Source organism: Streptomyces subrutilus, from assembly GCF_008704535.1.
Taxonomy (GTDB): Bacteria; Actinomycetota; Actinomycetes; order Streptomycetales; family Streptomycetaceae; genus Streptomyces; species Streptomyces subrutilus.
Genome location: NZ_CP023701.1, coordinates 1,811,329 through 1,824,895, shown reverse-complemented (window position 1 = coordinate 1,824,895; position 13,567 = coordinate 1,811,329). Strand labels below are relative to the sequence as shown.

The following is a 13,567-nucleotide window of genomic DNA, read 5'->3' as shown; positions in this document are numbered from 1 at the left end:
CCCCGAGGGAGTTCCGGCATCCCGGGGCGTCAGGCCGCCGGGGCCGGGTGGAGCTGCTCCGCCAGCCAGGTCGGGACGCCGCCCAGCAGGTGGAACAGCCGCCGGGCCTCCGCCCGCAGCCGGGCCGCCTCCGGCTCCGGTTCGGCCTCGGCGAGGGCGGCCAGCGCCGGCGCCGTGCCGATCAGGAAGCCGAGCTCCTCCCGGATGCGCAGGGACTCCGCGAAGCCCTTGCGTGCCTCCGCCACCTCCCCGTCGCGCAAGGCCAGTGCGGCCAGGTGCCGCCAGGTGAACGACAGCAGGAGCGTGTCCCCGTGGGCCTCCGCCCCGGCGTGCGCCCGGTGGTACGCCGGCCGGGCCGACTGGGGGGCGTCCGCCAGGTGCTCGGCCACCAGCCCGCGCCGGAAGTCCAGCAGCGGCCGGCTCCGCGAGCCGGGGGAGAGCAGGGCGGCCGCCCTGCCCAGCGCCGAGCGGGCTTCGTCGGCCCGGTCGCGCACCCCGAGCACGGTCGCCGCGTACGCCAGCTGGCCGCGCTCGCACGCGGCCGCACCCCGCTCGTCGTCGTCCCGGGCCACGGCCTCGGCGATCCGCAGCGCGTCCTCGGCCTCGGCCCAGCCCTGCCCGGTGAACAGGCAGCGCTCCACCAGCAGCGCCGTGCGCTGCACGGCCGCTCCGGCATGGCTCAGGTGCGGCGTCAGCAGGGCCGCCGCGTCGGTCCAACAGCCGCGCGAGCGCAGCCGCCATATCGCCCGCTGGAGGGGGTCGTCTCCCCCGGTAGATCCGGCACCGGACATGGCGGTATCCGCCACATTGCCCTCCCCAAAGCAACCAAGCAGCACGTCGTCGAGCCCTGGGGCGAAATGAGAGCACGGATCGGCGGGTTCGGCCAAGGGGTCGGGTGAACTTTTTCACAAAGTCCGGACGGATCATCAGCCGCCCGGGGCCCGCCCCGGGCGGTCCGCGGGCGGATCCGCTCAGCTCATGCGCAGTGCGAGGAAGAAGTCGAGCTTGTCCTCCAGCCGGGACAGGTCGCGCGCCGTCAACTGCTCGATTCGTCCGACCCGGTAGCGCAGCGTGTTGACGTGCAGGTGCAGCCGGGTCGCGCAGCGGGTCCAGGAGCCGTCGCAGTCCAGGAAGGCCTCCAGGGTCGGGATGAGCTCCGCGCGGTGGCGCCGGTCGTAGTCGCGCAGCGGGTCCAGCAGCCGGGCGGTGAAGGCGCGCCGCACGTCGTCCGGGACGAAGGGCAGCAGCAGGACGTGCGAGGCCAGCTCGTGGTGGCCGGCGGCGCAGACCCGGCCCGGACGGGCCGCGGCGACGCGGCGGGCGTGCCGGGCCTCCTCCAGGGCGCCGCGCAGCCCCTCCGCGGAGTGCACGGCCGCGCTGACGCCCAGCGTGAGCCGGCCGTCGTCGGCCAGCCCGGCCGCCAGGGGGTCGCGTACGGCTGCGAGGAGCTCGTCGGCGTGCAGGGCCGAGTCGGGGCCCTTGTCCTCCCCGCCCTCCCCGGACAGCGACGGCAGCGGCACCAGGGCGATGGCCTCGTCACCCGCATGGGCCACCGCGATCCGGTCGGACGGCTCGGGGCCCGCCAGCGACGGGTCGACGAGGATCTCCTCCAGCAGCGACTGGGCCACCGGCCCGCCGGGGATGTCCCCGCCGTCCCAGTCCACCCGGGCCACGACCACCTGCCAGTGCGGGGCCGAGCCCAGGCCCGGCAGCAGCACCGGGGCCGCCACGCGCAGCCGGGCCGCGATCTCGGCGGGCGGGGCGCCCGTCTGCACCAGCTCCAGGACCTCCTGGGCCAGGCGGCGGCGCACGGTGCGGGCCGCGTCGCGCCGCTCGCGCTCCACGGCGATCAGCTGGGTGACGCCCTGGAGCAGGTCCAGCCGCTCGGCCGGCCAGTCGCCCGCGTCCGCCTCGACGGCCAGCAGCCAGTCCGACAGCACGCTCTCGCGCACGTCGCGCACGGCGGGGCCGCCCGGTCCGCGGCCGTGTCCCCTGATCGGGAACAGGGAGTAGGCAATACCCTGGATCGAGATCCTGTGCGGTCCCCTGCGGCCCGTGCGGACCGCAGCGAGGTGCTCGCTCGCCAGCGCCGCGCAGACGCCCGGCGCGAGCGGCTCGCCCGCCCCGGCGATCTGCCGGCCCGTGGGTGACAGCACCCAGGCCCGGAGGTCGAGGTCGGTGGTGAGCAGATCGAGCACCACGTCGGGTCCGCCCCCCGCCGGGCCCGACGTCATCAGGCGCCGGTGGCGGTCGACGACGGCCGCGAGGTCCCCGGCGCGTTCCCCGGAAACCTGGCGCACCACGTACTCGGTGATGGTGGCGAATGCAACGTTCTCGTTGACGGCGAAGAGCGGCAGCCGGTTGCGCAGACAGGCCGATACCAGATCATCCGGGATGTCGCCCAGCTCCGCCTCGCCCGCCGCCAGCCCCGCCACGCCCGCGCCGGCCAGCGTTCGTACGAACGGCTCGGAATCGGCCGAATTCCTACGCCAGGCCAGGCCAGTGAGGACGAGCTCGCCCCCGGACAGGTACCGGCTGGGGTCGCGCAGGTCGGTCGTCATGACCCCGCGGACCGTACGGTCGAGTTCTTCCTCGCCGCCCAGCAGCCGCAGCCCCAGCGCCTCGGTTTCCAGCAGTGCGCGCAGCCGCATGATGTCGCCGCCGATCTGTCTCGAATGTTGCCGTTGGAAATCGGGCAGGTCGTCGCATCCTGCCTTTCATACGAATCTACAAGACGAGGGAGGTCCCCAGCCAACTCCTTCATGGTTTCGGTGACTGCACCCGGGGGACGCGTGGCTTGTGTACTGACTCCACACCGCGTTAACAGCACGTGAACGACCAGTCGAGGGCCATTGGGCCTCCTGGCTTGAAGTGAACGACCCGATTAAGAAGAAGAGAGCCGCACATGGACTTCCTTCGCCCCGCCAGCTGGGAGGAGGCGCTCGCCGCTAAGGCCGAGTTCCCCACAGCTGTGCCGATTGCGGGTGGCACCGATGTGATGGTCGAGATCAACTTCGACCACCGTCGGCCGGAGTACCTCCTGGACCTGAACCGCATCGGTCTCCTGCGGGAGTGGGAGGTCGGCGAGGACGTGGTTCGTCTGGGCGCCTCCGTCCCGTACACGCAGATCATGGAGAACCTCCGCACGGAGCTTCCGGGACTCGCGCTCGCCTCGCACACGGTCGCGTCCCCGCAGATCCGCAACCGCGGCGGCGTCGGCGGCAACCTCGGTTGCGCCTCGCCCGCCGGTGACTCCCACCCCGCGCTCCTCGCCGCAGGCGCCGAGGTGGAGGTGGAGTCCGTACGCGGCTCCCGCCTGATCCCGATCGACGAGTTCTACACCGGCGTCAAGCGCAACGCGCTCGCCGCCGACGAGCTCATCAAGACCGTCCACGTGAAGAAGGCGGACGGCCCCCAGCAGTACTCCAAGGTCGGCTCCCGCAACGCCATGGTCATCGCGGTCTGCGCGTTCGGCCTGGCGCTGCACCCGCAGACCCGCACGGTCCGCACCGGCATCGGCTCGGCCGCGCCGACGCCGATCCGCGCGAAGGTCGCCGAGGAATTCCTGAACTCCGCGCTCGAAGAGGGCGGGTTCTGGGAGTCCGGCAAGGTCATCACCCCGTCGATCGCCAAGCAGTTCGGTGACCTCGCCTCGGGCGCGGCCAACCCGATCGACGACGTCCGCGGCACGGCGAAGTACCGCCGTCACGCGGTCGGCATCATGGCTCGCCGCCAGCTCGTCTGGACCTGGGAGCAGTACCGCGGCACCACCGGCCGCTCGCTTGAAGGGGCTGCGTAATCATGCGCGTCAATTTCACCGTCAACGGACGTCAGCAGGAAGCCGACGACGTGTGGGAGGGCGAGTCCCTCCTCTACGTGCTGCGCGAGCGGCTCGGCCTGCCCGGCTCGAAGAACGCCTGTGAGCAGGGCGAGTGCGGCTCCTGCACCGTGCGCCTCGACGGCGTGCCGGTCTGTTCGTGCCTCGTCGCCGCCGGCCAGGTCGAGGGCCGCGACGTCGTGACCGTCGAGGGCCTGGCGGAGTTCGCCAAACAGCGCGAGGAGCACGGCCACGGCGGTGCCTGCGGCACCGGCGGCGGCTGCGGAGCCAAGGGCGGGGTCTCGCTGGACGAGGCCAAGCGCTGGCAGTCCAAGCCGGGCGACTCGCAGACCGGCGAGGGCGTCGAGCTCTCCACCATCCAGCAGGCGTTCATCGACGCCGGCGCCGTGCAGTGCGGATTCTGCACCCCGGGTCTGCTGGTCCAGGCCGATGCGCTGCTGGAGGAGAACTCCTCCCCGTCCGACCAGGACATCCGTGAGGCCCTGTCCGGCAACCTCTGCCGCTGCACGGGCTACGAGAAGATCCTCGACGCGGTCCGCCTCGCGGCCGCCCGTCAGGGAGAGGCGGTCTGACCATGGCCCAGAGCACGCGCACGGTTCCGGCGGGTACGCCGACCAACGTCACGCAGAAGCACACCAAGGGCGGCATCGGCGAGTCCACCCTGCGCCCCGACGGCACCCTCAAGGTGACCGGAGAGTTCGCGTACTCCTCGGACATGTGGCACGAGGACATGCTGTGGGGCCAGACGCTCCGCAGCACCGTGGCCCACGCCGAGATCGTCTCGATCGACATCTCCGAGGCCCTGGCGATGCCGGGCGTCTACTCGGTCCTGACCTACGACGACCTGCCGGCCGAGATGAAGAACTACGGCCTGGAGATCCAGGACACCCCGGTCCTGGCCAACGGACGGGTGCGCCATCACGGCGAGCCGGTCGCCCTCGTGGCCGCCGACCACCCGGAGACCGCCCGCCGCGCCGCGGCCAAGATCAAGATCGACTACAAGGAGCTGCCGCTCGTCACGGACGAGGCCTCGGCCATCGCCCCCGACGCGCCGCTGATCCACCCGGGCCGCGACGACCACCACGCCGGCCACGTCCCGCACCCGAACATCGTGCACCGCCAGCCCATCGTCCGCGGCAACGCGGCCGAGGCCGCCAAGCGCGCCGACGTCATCGTCACGGGCGAGTACACCTTCGGCATGCAGGACCAGGCCTTCCTCGGCCCGGAGTCCGGTCTGGCCGTGCCGTCCGAGGACGGCGGCGTCGACCTCTACGTCGCGACCCAGTGGCTGCACTCGGACCTCCAGCAGATCGCCCCGGTCCTGGGCCTCCCGCCGGAGAAGGTCCGCATGACGCTCTCGGGCGTCGGCGGCGCGTTCGGCGGCCGCGAGGACATCTCGATGCAGATCCACGCCTGCCTCCTGGCCCTGGCCACGAACAAGCCGGTCAAGATCGTCTACAACCGGTTCGAGTCCTTCTTCGGCCACGTGCACCGCCACCCGGCGAAGCTCTACTACGAGCACGGCGCCACCAAGGACGGCAAGCTCACGCACATGAAGTGCAAGATCGTCCTGGACGGCGGCGCGTACGCGTCGGCCTCGCCGGCGGTCGTGGGCAACGCCTCCTCGCTGTCGGTCGGCCCGTACGTGATCGACGACGTCGACATCGAGGCCATCGCCCTCTACTCGAACAACCCGCCCTGCGGCGCCATGCGCGGCTTCGGCGCCGTCCAGGCCTGCTTCGCGTACGAGGCCCAGATGGACAAGCTCGCGGCGAAGCTGGGCATGGACCCGGTCGAGTTCCGCCAGCTGAACGCCATGGAGATGGGCACGATCATGCCCACCGGCCAGGTCGTGGACTCCCCGGCGCCCGTCGCCGAGCTGCTGCGCCGGGTCAAGGCGCGCCCGCTCCCGCCCGAGCGCCAGTGGGAGACCGCCGGCGAGGGCGCGGACGTCCGCGCGCTGCCCGGCGGCCTGTCGAACACCACGCACGGCGAGGGCGTCGTACGCGGCGTCGGCTACGCGGTCGGCATCAAGAACGTCGGCTTCTCCGAGGGCTTCGACGACTACTCCACCGCCCGCGTGCGCCTGGAGGTCATCAACGGCGAGCCCGTCGCGATGGTCCACACGGCCATGGCGGAGGTCGGCCAGGGCGGCGTCACCGTGCACGCCCAGATCGCCCGTACGGAGCTGGGCGTCACCCAGGTGACCATCCACCCGGCCGACACGCAGGTCGGCTCCGCCGGTTCCACGTCCGCCTCGCGGCAGACGTACATGACCGGCGGCGCCGTGAAGAACACCTGCGAGGCCGTCCGCGAGGCGGTGCTGGAGATCGGCCGCCGCAAGAACGGCTCCTACCACCCCGCGTGGGCCACCGCCGAGCTGCTCCTGGAGGGCGGCAAGGTCGTCACCGACGGCGGCGAGGTCCTCGCGGAGCTGGCCGACATCCTGGAGGGCGAGGACGCGATCGACCTGGAGCTGGAGTTCCGGCACCGGCCGACCGTCCCCTTCGACCTGAAGACCGGCCAGGGCAACGGCCACGTCCAGTACACCTTCGCCGCGCACCGCGCGGTGGTCGAGGTGGACACCGAGCTCGGCCTCGTCAAGGTCGTCGAGCTCGCCACCGCCCAGGACGTCGGCAAGGCCCTGAACATGCTCTCCGTGGTCGGCCAGATCCAGGGTGGCACCACCCAGGGCCTCGGCGTCGCGATCATGGAAGAGATCATCGTGGACCCGAAGACCGCGAAGGTGCGCAACCCCTCCTTCACGGACTACCTGATCCCGACCATCCTCGACACCCCGACCATCCCGGTCGACGTCCTGGAGCTCGCCGACCCGAACGCGCCCTACGGCCTGCGCGGCATGGGCGAGGCTCCGACCCTCTCGTCCACCCCCGCCGTCCTCGCCGCGATCCGGCAGGCCACCGGTCTGGAACTGAACAAGACGCCGATCCGCCCGGAAGCCCTCACCGGCACCCTCTAGGACGGCGCGTCCGGGGGCCGAGAGGCCCCCGGACCCCCCGGATCCTCCGGGCGGTGCGGGACGGGAACGTCACACTTCCACCCCGCCGCCCGGAGTGCACCGAGACCGCACCGCTCGCGGTCCGCACCACCCCGCAGCACCCCTGCGAAACCCCCACGTAGTACCAGCGGTCACCACCGCGCTACCCGCAGTAAACGCAGTGCACCTTCGCGTCGCCTCGGGCCGTCACCCCGGGTCGTGCAGCCAACGGAGTTTCCCAAATCCCGCGTCTCCAATCTTCATGCGGGTGCCCCTTTGAACCTTGGGAGTTAGGCACCATGACCCAGTCATCAGTGGAGCCCAAGACCAGTGCGGAAGAGGCCGGCGACGGCTCTCTGAACCCCGCCGGACGGTCTTGGCTCGACCGGTACTTTCACATCACGCACAGAGGGTCCAACGTCGGCAACGAGGTCCGTGGCGGTATCACGACCTTCATGGCCATGGCGTACATCCTCCTGCTCAATCCCCTGCTCCTCTCGGGCAAGGACGTCTCCGGCGCCGTGATGGACGGCTCGGCGATCATCACGGCCACGGCCTTCGCCGCGGCCGTCACCACGCTCCTCATGGGCTTCGTCGGCAAGGTGCCGCTGGCCCTCGCCGCCGGCCTGTCCGTCTCCGGCGTGCTCGCCTCGCAGGTGGCCCCGCAGATGACCTGGCCGCAGGCCATGGGCATGTGCGTGGTCTACGGCGTCGTGATCTGTCTCCTGGTCGTCACCGGCCTCCGAGAGATGATCATGAACGCGATACCCCTCGCGCTCAAGCACGCCATCACCATGGGCATCGGCCTCTTCGTCGCCCTGATCGGCTTCGTGAAGGCGGGCTTCGTCGGCAACGGCGGAGAGTTCATGCCCCCCGTGCAGCTCGGCGCGACCGGTGAGCTCTCCGGCTGGCCCGTCCTGCTCTTCGCGATCACCCTGCTCGCGATCTTCATGCTCCAGGCCCGCAAGGTGCCCGGCGCCATCCTGATCGGCATCGTCGGCGGCACCGTGCTGGCGGCCATCCTGAACGCCGTCGTGGACATCGACCCGAAGGCGTGGAAGAACGGCCCGCCGGAGCTGTCCGGCTCCGCGGTCTCGATGCCCGACTTCTCGCTCTTCGGCAAGGTCGACTTCGGCGGCTGGGGCGACGTCGGCTACATGACGGTCGGCATGATCGTCTTCACCCTGGTGCTCGCCGGCTTCTTCGACGCGATGGCCACCATCATCGGCGTCGGCACCGAGGCCAAGCTCGCCGACGACCAGGGCCGGATGCCGGGCCTGTCCAAGGCCCTGTTCATCGACGGCGCCGGTGGCGCCATCGGCGGCATCGCGGGCGGCTCCGGCCAGACCGTGTTCGTCGAGTCGGCCACCGGCGTCGGCGAGGGTGCCCGTACCGGTCTCGCCTCCGTCGTCACCGGCCTGTTCTTCGCCGCCTGCCTCTTCTTCACCCCGATCACGCAGATCGTCCCCGGCGAGGTCGCCTCCGCGGCCCTGGTCGTCATCGGCGCGATGATGATGCAGAACGCCCGCCACGTGGACTGGGCCGACACCTCCACCGCGATCCCGGTCTTCCTGACCGTCGTGGTCATGCCCTTCACGTACTCGATCACGGCCGGCGTCGCCGCCGGTGTCATCTCCTACGTCGCCATCAAGGTGGCGCAGGGCAAGGCGCGCGAGATCGGCGGCTTCATGTGGGCGCTGACCGGCATCTTCCTGGTCTTCTTCGCGCTCCACCCGATCGAGTCCTGGCTCGGGGTCGGCTGACCCGGCCCGCCCGGTCCGCCGCACCGAACCGAACCCCCGCGCATCCCATACTGGAAACCGAACCTCTTCGAGGAGGCCCCCATGCTGGACATCGCCGAAGAGCTGAACCGGTGGGTCGAGCAGGGACGCGACTTCGCCGTGGCCACCGTGGTGGCCGTCGGCGGGAGCGCGCCCCGGCAGCCCGGGGCGGCCCTGGCCGTCGACGGCGAGGGCACGGCCATCGGCTCGGTATCCGGCGGATGCGTGGAGGGCGCGGTGTACGAGCTGTGCCGGCAGGCGCTCGACGACGGCGAGACCGTCCGAGAGCGCTTCGGCTACAGCGACGACGATGCCTTCGCCGTGGGTCTGACCTGCGGCGGAATCATCGACATCCTGGTGACCCCGGTCCCCGTGGGCTCCGCGGCCCGTGCGGTCTTCGAGGCGGCCCTGGCCGCCGCCTCGCGCGGCGAGGCCGCTGCCCTGGCACGGATAGCGCAGGGTCCGGCCGAGCTGATGGGGCGGGCCGTGCTCGTCCGCGCCGAAGGGGCCCACGAGGGCGGCCTCGGCGGTCACCCCGAGCTGGACCGCACCATCGCCGAGGAGGCCCGCGCCATGCTCGACGCGGGCCGGACCGGCGTGCTGGAGATCGGCGCCGACGGCAGGCTCTGCGGAGAGCCGCTCCAGGTGCTGGTCGAGTCCAGCGTCCCGCCGCCCCGCATGATCGTCTTCGGTGCCATCGACTTCGCCTCCGCCCTCGTGCGGATCGGCAAGTTCCTCGGCTACCGGGTCACCGTGTGCGACGCCCGGCCCGTCTTCGCGACGAAGACCCGCTTCCCCGAGGCGGACGAGATCGTCGTCGACTGGCCGCACCGCTACCTGGAGGGCACGGACACCGACGGCCGGACCGTCCTGTGCGTCCTCACCCACGACGCCAAGTTCGACGTGCCGCTCCTCGAACTGGCCCTCAGGCTTCCCGTCGCCTACGTCGGCGCGATGGGCTCCCGACGCACCCACGAGGACCGAAACAAGCGCCTGCGCGAGGTCGGGGTGACCGAGCTCGAACTGGCCCGCCTGCGCTCCCCGATCGGCCTGGACCTCGGCGCCCGCTCCCCCGAGGAGACCGCGCTGTCCATCGCCGCCGAGATCGTCGCCAACCGCCGCGGCGGCACCGGCGTCGCGCTCACCGGTGCGCACACCCCGATCCACCCCGACGTCGCGCGCACGGTGTTCGGCCGGATCGGGTCCGTCGCCTGAGGCACCGATCCGCGCCCGCGGGCGGCCCGCACCCGTCGGGGTGCGGCCCGCTTCGTTCGCCGCCCGATCCCACCCGTGCAGAACCGGCCAGTATGGCCCGTATGGGGTGACCGGTCCGCGATGACCGATTAGTCTCGCGATCATGGTGGACATCCGCGAGGTACCCGAGGCCGACATCGACCGCGCTCTGGAGCTCGCCTACCTGGTCTTCCACGACCGGCCCGAGAAGGACGGCCGGGAGCGGCACCACGCGCTCCTGACCCGCTGCGACCGGATCGGCGCCTACGAGGGCGGCGCCCTGGTCGGCTTCATGGCCGCGCACGACTTCCGGCTGTCGGTACCCGGAGCGGACCTGCCCTGCCCCGGCCTCACCTTCGTCTCCGTCGCCCCCACCCACCGCCGGCGCGGCGTGCTCACCGCCCTCATGACCGAACGACTGCGGCGGACCGCGGCCGCCCGCGGTCCCCTCGCCGCCCTGTGGGCCTCCGAAGCCGCCATCTACGGCCGCTTCGGATTCGGCGGCGCCACCACCGGCGCCACCATCGAGATCGACTCCACCCGCCCCCTCGCCCTGCGCATCGACCCCGACCCGCGCCCGCTGCGGCTCCTCGACCCCGCCGAGGCCCTCGCCGTGCTCGGCCCGCTCCACGAGGCCGCGCGGAGGCGGCGGGCCGGCCGGCCCAGCCGCAGCCCCGAGCGCTGGACCGGCGAGTGGCTGACCGAACGGGACGAGGAGGACGAGGAGCTGGGGCCGCCCCGGGCCATCGTCCTGGGCGATCCGGACGGCCCGCCCGCCGGGTACGTGCTCTACCGCACCAAGGGCGAGGACGGCACGGGACCGCTGCGCACCCCCGGCCTGGTCCGCGTGGACGAGCTGGAGGCCGCCACCCCGGCGGTCGCCGCCGCCCTGTGGCGCTGCGTGGCCGGGCTCGACCTCACCGGCCGGGTCCGCGCGTGGGGCCGCCCGGCCGACGACCCCCTGCTCCACTTCGCGGCCGACCGCGACCAGGTCAGGGTGACCGCCCAGTTCCCGGCGCTGTGGCTGCGGCTGGTCGACGTACGGGCGGCGCTGACCGCCCGGGCCTGGGCCGCGCCGGCGGAGCTGGTGCTGGAGCTGACCGACCCGCGGATCCCCGCCAACGCCGGCCGCCACCGGCTCAAGGCCGGGCCGGACGGAGCCGCGTACGAACCGGCCCGCGCTCCGGCCGATCTCGTTCTGGACGTACGGGAGCTGGCCGCGTGCTACCTGGGCGGCACCCGGGCCGCCGAGCTCGTCGCCGCCGGACTGGTCGCGGAACACACCCCGGGCGCGGCGGCGGCGCTGGACGCGGCGCTGCGCACGGGTCTGCTGCCGCACACCGCGGACGAGTTCTGAACCGGGGCGGCCGGGGCCCGGGGGCCCCGGGGAGGGAACGGGAGCGGCGGCGGGGGCGGGCGAGCGGACCGCCCCCGCCGACGGGTCAGGAGGGCAGTGCGATCCGGGCGGCGGCCATGCCGAAGTCCGCGCCCCAGACCCGGGTGGACAGGCCGTCCGGCAGCCCGTTCAGGTCCTGCGGCCGGTAACGGGCGATCTTCCGATGCCAGTTGAGGATCCCCGCGTGCCAGTCCTGGAGTTCGCCGACGTACGCGTCGAGGGCCGCGCGGGCCTCCGCGCCGAGCTTCCAGTCGTCGTAGAGCACGGGCAGCTGGGTCGCCACGATGTGCTCGAACTCCTCGGTGCGCTGCGTCATCAGCGCGTGGCAGATGTGCAGCGCCTCCGGATAGCCGATGTCGAAGAAGTTCTGCGTGACCAGGACGTAGTTGTGCACCTCGCCCTCGACCTCCACCTCCTTCTGGTAGGAGAAGATGTCGTTGATCATGCAGGCGGCGTCCGCGACGGCGTTCTCCAGCGACCGGATGGTGCCCGAGGCGTAGATGTCCTCCGGAATGCCGCGGCCCTGGTGGCCGAGCCGGCACAGGTACATCGTGAGGTGGCTGCCGAAGGTGTTGCGCCGCATCTCGGCGTAGTCCACCGGGTCCGGGATGCGGTGGTGGACCTGGTTGTCCACCTCCCACAGCCAGCTCTCCAGCATGGTCACGAGCGTCGCCCGGAACTCGGTGCGCGCCTGCGCGGACATCCCCGCGCTCGTGCGCACCCACAGGTCGGCCAGGCCGCGTTCCATCGCGGTCACCGGTACCGCCTGCTCCGCGTGGTCGACGGGGATCATGGCGATCAGGCGGGCGGTGGTGGCCTTCGCGGCCGCGAGGTCCCCGGCCTGGCCGAAGACCACCGGGTAGTAGTCGTCTCCGTAGGTGCCCCAGCTCAGCCAGCAGGCGTTCAGGAACAGCGCGTCGGCGGTGGCGTCCGGGTCGATGCCCGCCGAGCAGACCGCGAAGTCGAAGCCGCGCAGCTTCTGCTCGTTCCAGATCGCCGAACCGGGGTCGCCCGGCTGGGGGTCCAGCATGCCCATCCGCCTGCACCAGGCCACCGACTCCTCGCGGGCGTGCGCCAGGTGCGGGCTCAGGGCCAAGGGGTGGGGCATGTACACGTCGGGGATGACCGACGGCCCGGTGCGCTGGAACGGGACGTGCGTGAAGGAGCGCCGGCGCAGCTCCACCGAGCGCCGCGCGAAGACCGAACCGAGGTCGAGGGCGGTGGTGCCGAGGCCGGAGGGCAGGAAGGGGAGGGTCAGCGGCGCGGTGGCCTTGGCCTCCTTGTTCATGTAGCGGCTGGAGACCATGTGCCACTCGTGGCCGCCGGACTGCCAGTCCTGGAGCCCCTTGGCGTACGCGAGGACCGCGGCGATCTCGGCCGGGTCCATCGCCCGGTCGGCGAACAGCTGGGGCAGCTCGGCGAGGGCGGTCTGCTCGAACTGCTGGAGGCGGGAGGTCAGCAGGTCGTTGGAGGCCTCGGCGGCCTCCTGGGTGGTGCACCCGAGGAAGGTCTCCAACACCAGGATGGCGTTGGACAGTTCGCCCTCGTCGGCGACCTCCCGCTCGTAGGAGAAGATGTCGTTCCTGATGTGCACGGCATCGGAGAAGGCGTCGCGCAGCACCTGGAGCGGGCGGGCGTGCGCGACGCGCGCGGGGACCTCGGCGGAGACGTACTCGATCAGGCCGGCCGACCAGGGCGCGCCGCCCACCTTGCGGCGCATCTCGATGTATTCGAGCGGGTTGGCCACGCGCCCGATGTTGATGTTGGCGAGCTCCCACATCGACTCGTTGAGCAGGTTCCGCGTGGAGAGGGAGAACCGCTCCCGCCAGTCCAGGGACATGGCCGGCACGGTCCGGGCCCACAGGTCGGCGAGCCCGGCCTCGACCGGATTGGTCGCCTCGGGGAAACCTTCCGCCAGGTCCATGGGCATGAAGGCGGCCAGCCGGTCCAGGTAGGCCTTGGCGCCGTCGCGGTCCTGGGACCGCTTGAACATCTCCAGGAAGTGGTCGTCGAAGAAGAACACCCACACGTACCAGTCGGTGACCAGGGACAGCGCCTCGGCGTCGCAGTCGGGGTGGGTGTAGGCGCAGAGCAGCGCGTAGTCGTGCGAGTCGAGATCGTGCTCCTCCCAGACGCCCGAGCCCTCCAGCATCTGCAGGTCGCGCGCCCACCGCTTGGTGTGGACCCTCGCGTCCTCCAGGTGGGGGTTCAGTCGCGCCGGATAAGGCACATAGAAATCCGGCAGTTGAAACGGCTGCGTCACGGCGGGGTCGGCCCTTCGTCCATGGGTACGGGAACCGGTTGGGCCCGGCCCCCGCACG

9 protein-coding genes are annotated in these 13,567 nt (G+C 72.0%); 6 read left to right on the top strand and 3 right to left on the bottom strand.

Annotated features, from left to right (window positions below):
• Positions 1 to 29 precede the first annotated feature (29 nt).
• Together CP968_RS07830 and CP968_RS07825 are read right to left on the bottom strand one after the other, a co-directional pair.
• Entirely contained in the window at positions 30 to 806 is a 777-nt protein-coding gene (locus CP968_RS07830; RefSeq protein ID WP_150517300.1) for a hypothetical protein, read from the bottom strand.
• 165 nt (positions 807 to 971) lie between these two features.
• Positions 972 to 2,651 (bottom strand): PucR family transcriptional regulator, encoded by a 1,680-nt coding sequence (locus tag CP968_RS07825; RefSeq protein ID WP_150517299.1) that lies wholly within the window; start codon positions 2,649 to 2,651, stop codon positions 972 to 974.
• Positions 2,652 to 2,905: 254 nt separating this feature from the next.
• Between CP968_RS07825 and CP968_RS07820 the strand changes: the two genes are divergently transcribed.
• From CP968_RS07820 to CP968_RS07795, 6 genes are all read left to right on the top strand, one after another.
• Complete coding sequence (locus CP968_RS07820; RefSeq protein ID WP_150517298.1) at positions 2,906 to 3,799, top strand: FAD binding domain-containing protein; 894 nt, start codon at positions 2,906 to 2,908, stop codon at positions 3,797 to 3,799.
• 2 nt (positions 3,800 to 3,801) lie between these two features.
• Positions 3,802 to 4,410 (top strand): (2Fe-2S)-binding protein, encoded by a 609-nt coding sequence (locus CP968_RS07815; RefSeq protein ID WP_150517297.1) that lies wholly within the window; start codon positions 3,802 to 3,804, stop codon positions 4,408 to 4,410.
• A 2-nt stretch (positions 4,411 to 4,412) separates the two neighbouring features.
• Positions 4,413 to 6,818, top strand: a complete 2,406-nt coding sequence (locus tag CP968_RS07810; protein ID WP_150517296.1) for a xanthine dehydrogenase family protein molybdopterin-binding subunit — start codon at positions 4,413 to 4,415, stop codon at positions 6,816 to 6,818.
• 317 nt (positions 6,819 to 7,135) lie between these two features.
• Positions 7,136 to 8,599: an NCS2 family permease gene (locus tag CP968_RS07805; RefSeq protein WP_150517295.1), complete on the top strand. Its 1,464-nt coding sequence runs from the start codon at positions 7,136 to 7,138 to the stop codon at positions 8,597 to 8,599.
• An 81-nt stretch (positions 8,600 to 8,680) separates the two neighbouring features.
• A complete protein-coding gene (locus tag CP968_RS07800) occupies positions 8,681 to 9,832 on the top strand; it encodes an XdhC family protein (protein ID WP_150517294.1) in 1,152 nt (383 codons plus the stop codon).
• 142 nt (positions 9,833 to 9,974) lie between these two features.
• Positions 9,975 to 11,207, top strand: a complete 1,233-nt coding sequence (locus tag CP968_RS07795) for a GNAT family N-acetyltransferase (protein WP_150517293.1) — start codon at positions 9,975 to 9,977, stop codon at positions 11,205 to 11,207.
• An 85-nt stretch (positions 11,208 to 11,292) separates the two neighbouring features.
• Here the strand turns inward: CP968_RS07795 and CP968_RS07790 are convergent, their stop codons facing one another.
• A complete protein-coding gene (locus CP968_RS07790) occupies positions 11,293 to 13,509 on the bottom strand; it encodes a terpene synthase family protein (protein WP_150517292.1) in 2,217 nt (738 codons plus the stop codon).
• Positions 13,510 to 13,567: the final 58 nt, after the last annotated feature.

Bases quoted from the DNA above. Each gene is read 5' to 3' on its own strand.
- CP968_RS07825 (WP_150517299.1), bottom strand. From the start codon at position 2,651: ATGCGGCTGCGCGCACTGCTGGAAACCGAGGCGCTGGGGCTGCGGCTG.
- CP968_RS07820 (WP_150517298.1), top strand. From the start codon at position 2,906: ATGGACTTCCTTCGCCCCGCCAGCTGGGAGGAGGCGCTCGCCGCTAAG.
- CP968_RS07815 (WP_150517297.1), top strand. From the start codon at position 3,802: ATGCGCGTCAATTTCACCGTCAACGGACGTCAGCAGGAAGCCGACGAC.
- CP968_RS07810 (WP_150517296.1), top strand. From the start codon at position 4,413: ATGGCCCAGAGCACGCGCACGGTTCCGGCGGGTACGCCGACCAACGTC.
- CP968_RS07805 (WP_150517295.1), top strand. From the start codon at position 7,136: ATGACCCAGTCATCAGTGGAGCCCAAGACCAGTGCGGAAGAGGCCGGC.
- CP968_RS07800 (WP_150517294.1), top strand. From the start codon at position 8,681: ATGCTGGACATCGCCGAAGAGCTGAACCGGTGGGTCGAGCAGGGACGC.
- CP968_RS07795 (WP_150517293.1), top strand. From the start codon at position 9,975: ATGGTGGACATCCGCGAGGTACCCGAGGCCGACATCGACCGCGCTCTG.